The 4,983-nt window shown below is 52.8% G+C and carries 4 protein-coding genes; all 4 read right to left on the bottom strand.

What is annotated here, in order from left to right; translation table 11 throughout:
- The coding region (gene cysK / locus H6F43_RS15875) for a cysteine synthase A (RefSeq protein WP_190343697.1) at window positions 1–757 on the bottom strand (757 nt) is incomplete at its 3' end.
- A gap of 172 nt (window positions 758–929) precedes the next feature.
- Complete coding sequence (locus H6F43_RS15870) at window positions 930–1,367, bottom strand: Rrf2 family transcriptional regulator (RefSeq protein ID WP_190343696.1); 438 nt, start codon at window positions 1,365–1,367, stop codon at window positions 930–932.
- Between the two features lie 202 nt (window positions 1,368–1,569).
- On the bottom strand, window positions 1,570–3,444 hold the full coding sequence (locus tag H6F43_RS15865) for an iron uptake porin (RefSeq protein ID WP_190343695.1): 1,875 nt from the start codon (window positions 3,442–3,444) through the stop codon (window positions 1,570–1,572).
- A 361-nt stretch (window positions 3,445–3,805) separates the two neighbouring features.
- A partial coding sequence (locus H6F43_RS15860; protein WP_190343694.1) for an amidase family protein occupies window positions 3,806–4,983 on the bottom strand: 1,178 nt, incomplete at its 5' end.

The following is a 4,983-nucleotide window of genomic DNA, read 5'->3' as shown; positions in this document are numbered from 1 at the left end:
CGATCGCATCGTCATCCGACACGGTAATCACTTCATCCAGCACGTCCACATCCAGCACAGGCGGCACAAACCCTGCTCCAATGCCCTGGATCTTGTGCGGACCCGGACGTCCGCCCGACAAGATAGGACTGTTGGCAGGCTCAACGGCGATCGCCTTAAACTCCGGCTTGCGCTGCTTAATGACCTCAGCGACACCGGTAATGGTGCCACCCGTTCCAATACCCGCCACGATCATGTCTACTTGACCATCAGTATCTGCCCAAATTTCCTCAGCGGTAGTGTCGCGGTGGATTTGTGGGTTAGCTGGATTGCGAAACTGTTGCAGCATGTAGGCGTGGGGCGTTGAGTCCACAATCTGCTGTGCTCGTTGAATACAGCCGGTCATGCCCTCGATGCCCGGCGTAAGCTCCAATTCTGCGCCGTACGCCCGCAGCATTGCTCGTCGTTCAGCACTCATCGTTTCTGGCATCGTCAGAATTAGGCGATAGCCTTTGGCAGCCGCTGCCATCGCCAACGCAATGCCCGTGTTGCCAGAGGTTGGCTCCACTAAAATCGTTTTGCCCGCTGCAATCAGCCCTTCTCGCTCTGCTGCATTGATCATGCTGATGCCGATTCGGTCTTTCACCGAGGAGGACGGATTCATCCCCTCCAACTTCACAACAATTCTGGCAACGCAGCCTTCTGCTTCCGGAATCCGGTTAAGCTGCACGAGAGGGGTGTGACCAATAAGTTCTGTAATGTTCGTTGCAATCCGCATGGGAAAAAAAGATGTGGGATTTGAAGTGATGACAGTGATTTGATCGATAAAAAAGCAAGGCGTTATGAGCGGGCAGGTGGCGTTCTCTAAGTCTTAGCCTTAGACGTTCCAGAGGCTATACACAGCCCTAAGCGCTAACGCAAACCTAAAGACTCCCACCGCTCAAATTTTTCTAGATGTAGTACATAATATCGAGTTGGCGTCGGGCATCGCGCTTTTCGCAAAGATCCTGTAAAGTATGGCGCTGAAGAACCGTGTTTGCGGCTTGATGTGCTTCTTGCCAAACCTCTCGAATAACGGTGCTCTCAACAGTTTTAAGCTCTGTGTCCGACTCACTGGGCTGTGCGTCTGAACCATCAAGGCACATCATTACTTCCAGCAGAGTTATCTTCCAAGGTTCACGAGCCAGCACGTATCCTCCCTTGGCACCGCGCTGCGATCGGACTAAGCCACATCGGCGGAGCGCCGCCAGCAGTTGCTCTAGGTAGCGATCGGGAATTTGCTGCTGAGCAGAAATTTGACGAATTTGCAGCGGCTCACCACTGCCATGTTTAGCAGCTAGCTCAATCAGAGCTGAAAGCGCATACTCATTTTTACAGGACAGTTCCACGGGTTAAATGGCTTAGGGCCAATCAGGGGTTAATTCATTCATTATACTACGGTTCAGCACTGGGGTTTTAGAGAATAATCGAAAATTTAGCTCCTATTTGTGATTTAGGTCGCAAGCCGAAATGACGCATTCAATAGAAAAGCCCTGCTTACAGCAGGGCTTTCGCTCTAGTTATTTAAGGCACCAGTTGAGTCAGCAAGCATTAGAACGTGAACGTCGTTCTAAGCGTACCGATGATGATGTCTTCGTTGTCGCTATTCTGACCCGGATTAAAGATCCAGATCACACCCGGCGTCACAGAGATGTTATCCGTTAGCTGGTACTTGTAGAACGCTTCCGCATGGAACGGCGTGCTGCTTCTAGCGCCCTGACCAGGGTACAACTCTCTGGCGTTGCCTAGATAAGGCTCAGCTCCAAAGATCAAACCGCCCAAATTGCCTTTCTTACCTAGGTCGGGGAAAGCAAGACCGACGCCGTAGGTCCAGATGTCGGCTTGATCACGACCATCGTCAACGAAGTCCGCGTTGATGTACGAGAAGAAGCCATTCAGGACAATGTTTTGACCCAGCTTCAAGTAAGCCGACGCGCCGTAGCCGTTGACGATCGCCGAACGAGCGGCAAGGCCGTTTTGGTTCGCTAAGAGCGTTCCCGTTGCTGGAACTGCACTACCGCCATCAAAGATAGCAACTTGATTTGTTCCACCGTTGGCACTGCGGTAAGCATTAACGTAGGTTAAGCCAATTCCAAAGTTGCCACCCGTGTAACCCAGCTGTGCTAGTGCACTGTAGCTACCTTCAAACAAACCCTCTGAAGGGTTGTTGGCACCAAAGGTTGTTGGTCCCACACGGGTCGAGGTGTTAAATGCGGAGTTGTCTGCTAGGTAGCCGATCGAGAACGTGAATCCAGGCAGGCGTGGGTTCTGTACCGTAAACGCAAGACCTGAACCACCACCAATCAGGTAGATCGGGTTGCGCTGACCAAAGATGGAAAGAGCGCCAGTACCGCCATCAAACGAATCAAGTGCAGGGCTAAACGTCGCTGCGTAGTCGTAGTGCAAACCGCTAATAGCAGGAAGGTAGAACTTAATGTTCTCACCCAGATTACCGTAGTAAGCAACCCAGTCCGCATAGACTGAATTGTTACCCGTGTTGCCGAAGTTAAAGGTTTGTAGTCCTTCAGAGAACGGAGCATTGAGTGCACCGACGCCAGAGGAGGTCCCGTAGTTGAAGGCAGTGGCGTTACCAGCAGCTAGACGGGTTACGAGCAAGTCTCTCCCGGTAAAGCTTGTGTTCAACGCTAAACGAACGCGGTTCTGGAGTACCGTATTGTTGTCAACGTTCTGCCCAAACTCATCCGTAACCGCGAAAATCACCTCACCTGCCAGCTTGGTGGTGGTGGAGAACTGCTGCTTCTCCAGCGTTGCCGTCCGAGCTTCCAAAGCGTCCACGCGACCGCGCAAGGTTGCCAATTCTGCGGCAAACTCTTCTTGCAGGCGTTGCAGCGTTGCCAAGTCCTCTTTCTTAACCAGATCAGCGGTAGCAGCAGCAATCAGCTCGTTAACGCGATCGATACAAGCATTCAAACCAGCGGCAAATTCGTAACGAGTTAAGGCGCGGTTGCCGCGATACGTACGATCGGGATAGCCGACGATACAGCCATAACGCTCAACCAGCGATTGAAGCGCTTGAAATGCCCAGTCAGTCGGTCGCACGTCGGACAGCTGCGACACCGATGTAACCTGACTCATGTTGTTCGCTGCTCGTCCTTCACGACTGTAGCGGTTGAGTTGATTCAGCGAATCTGCTGAATCTGAGTCAGCCGGAGCAGCAGCGGGCTGTTCTACAGGAGTAGACGCCACAATAGCTGGAGCTACAGGAGCATTTGAGAATACGGGAGCAACTTCCGTTTTAGAAGCTTCAGGAGCAGCAACAAGCTGGGGCTGTAGCGTAGATGCCTGAGGCTGAGCGATCTCTTTTACTGACGTTGCATCTGCGGCAAATGCAGAGGCCGAAACTGCCAGAGTGGCTCCGAAAACTGCGGGACTGACCAGTAGCGCGTTCAACAGAAACTTTGACATTGAATTTTTTCTCCTCACACCGGATATAGAACCACTGTACACGTCTTGCTATCGAAGAATGCTTAATCAACTGTACAGATTTCTACATTAATCAGGTTAATTCAGTTTTCTTCTGGAAGCAAGGGATGGTGTGCACTAGGCTACAACTGTCCTATCTTATCTATCCGAAGGAGGGGAGTCATTGACCTGGATCACGATCGATGAATTGCTAGGCAGTGTACCGCGATCTAGTTTTAGAATCCGGTTTTCGCCCCACTAGCAACCGTTTTTGGGAATATTGCTTCGTCTACAGACCACTAAGGGTCGCAAGAGGTCAGGGTCTCACGAAGGTGTTGGGGCGATCGCCCCGTCTGCCTCCGGGTCAAAATTCTTGATTTGCCAGGGCAGGACGGCGATCGCTCCAAGGATTTGCTGTTTCTAATTGCGCAGCAAGGGCAATTAAAGTCGCTTCCGCAGCCGGACGACCGACGAGTTGAACGCCTACTGGCAAACCATTAGGAGCCAGCCCCGTTGGCAGCGCGATCACAGGCTGCCCAGTCGCATTAAAGGGCGGGCATGGTGCAACCCAGTTAATAATTTTCTGGAGGGTTTTCGCCGATCGCAGATTTGCCCACTCACCCACTCGAATGGTTGAATGCAAGTAGGTTGGCAGCACTAGCACGTCCACCTCGTCAAAAAAGGCAACGATACGGCGAGAAATTTTTTGCATGGTCGAGACAGCCCGGAGATATTTGCCGCAGGAGCAAAAGCGGGCGCGACCCAGCAGCCAGCGGTTCATTTTACCGAGAGCCAATCCTGACACTCCTGCCTCTGCCAGCACCGCTTGCCAAATGATTTGAAACGGCTCAATTAAATCCTCAAAGTTCGGGCACCCCGGTTCAACCGTGTGCCCCAGTCCTTCTAGCAGTCGTACTGCATCCATGACCGCTTGCTGGCATACCGGATCAGCATCGCCAATAGGCGCGATCGTGGTAGCAAACGCAATTCGCAATGGCTTGGGTGGCGTCTCGGTCGCTGCTAGAAACGAGGGGTCCGGGTCGGGTAACCAATAGGGGTCTCCGGTGACGTGGCCAGACATGACATCGAGCAGCGCGGCTGCATCGGCAACCGTACGCCCGATCGGTCCATTCGTAGCAATGCCGTTGAGGCGATCTCCGAGTGGCGCATGGGTAACTCGTCCTCGTGATGGCTTGATTCCCACAAGTCCACAGCAAAATGCCGGACCGCGAATTGAGCCACCGCCATCTGACCCCTGAGCAATAGAACATAAACCCGCCGCCACTGCTGCCGCGGCTCCACCACTGGAGCCTCCGGGCGTGTAATCAGGATTCCAGGGATTGCGTGCTGGAGGAAAGCCATCGGGTTCTGTATAGGGAAGAGTTCCAGCTTCGGAGGTGGCAGTTTTACCCAAAATCACAAAGCCCGCTTGCTTAATGCGGGTGACAACGCCATCGTCCTCGGTGGCAATTCGCTGCTTTAACCACCTGACTCCGTAAGCGCAAGGCAGCCCTGCAACGGCATTCAAGTCTTTGATTGAAA

This window comes from Leptolyngbya sp. FACHB-36 (assembly GCF_014695955.1).
Taxonomy (GTDB): domain Bacteria; phylum Cyanobacteriota; class Cyanobacteriia; order Leptolyngbyales; family Leptolyngbyaceae; genus FACHB-36.
Note: the sequence above shows the minus strand (reverse complement) of the source record. Positions and strands in the feature narration are given on the sequence as shown.

Coding starts and splice junctions, on each gene's coding strand:
- H6F43_RS15865 (WP_190343695.1), bottom strand. CDS start 3,444: ATGTCAAAGTTTCTGTTGAACGCGCTACTGGTCAGTCCCGCAGTTTTC.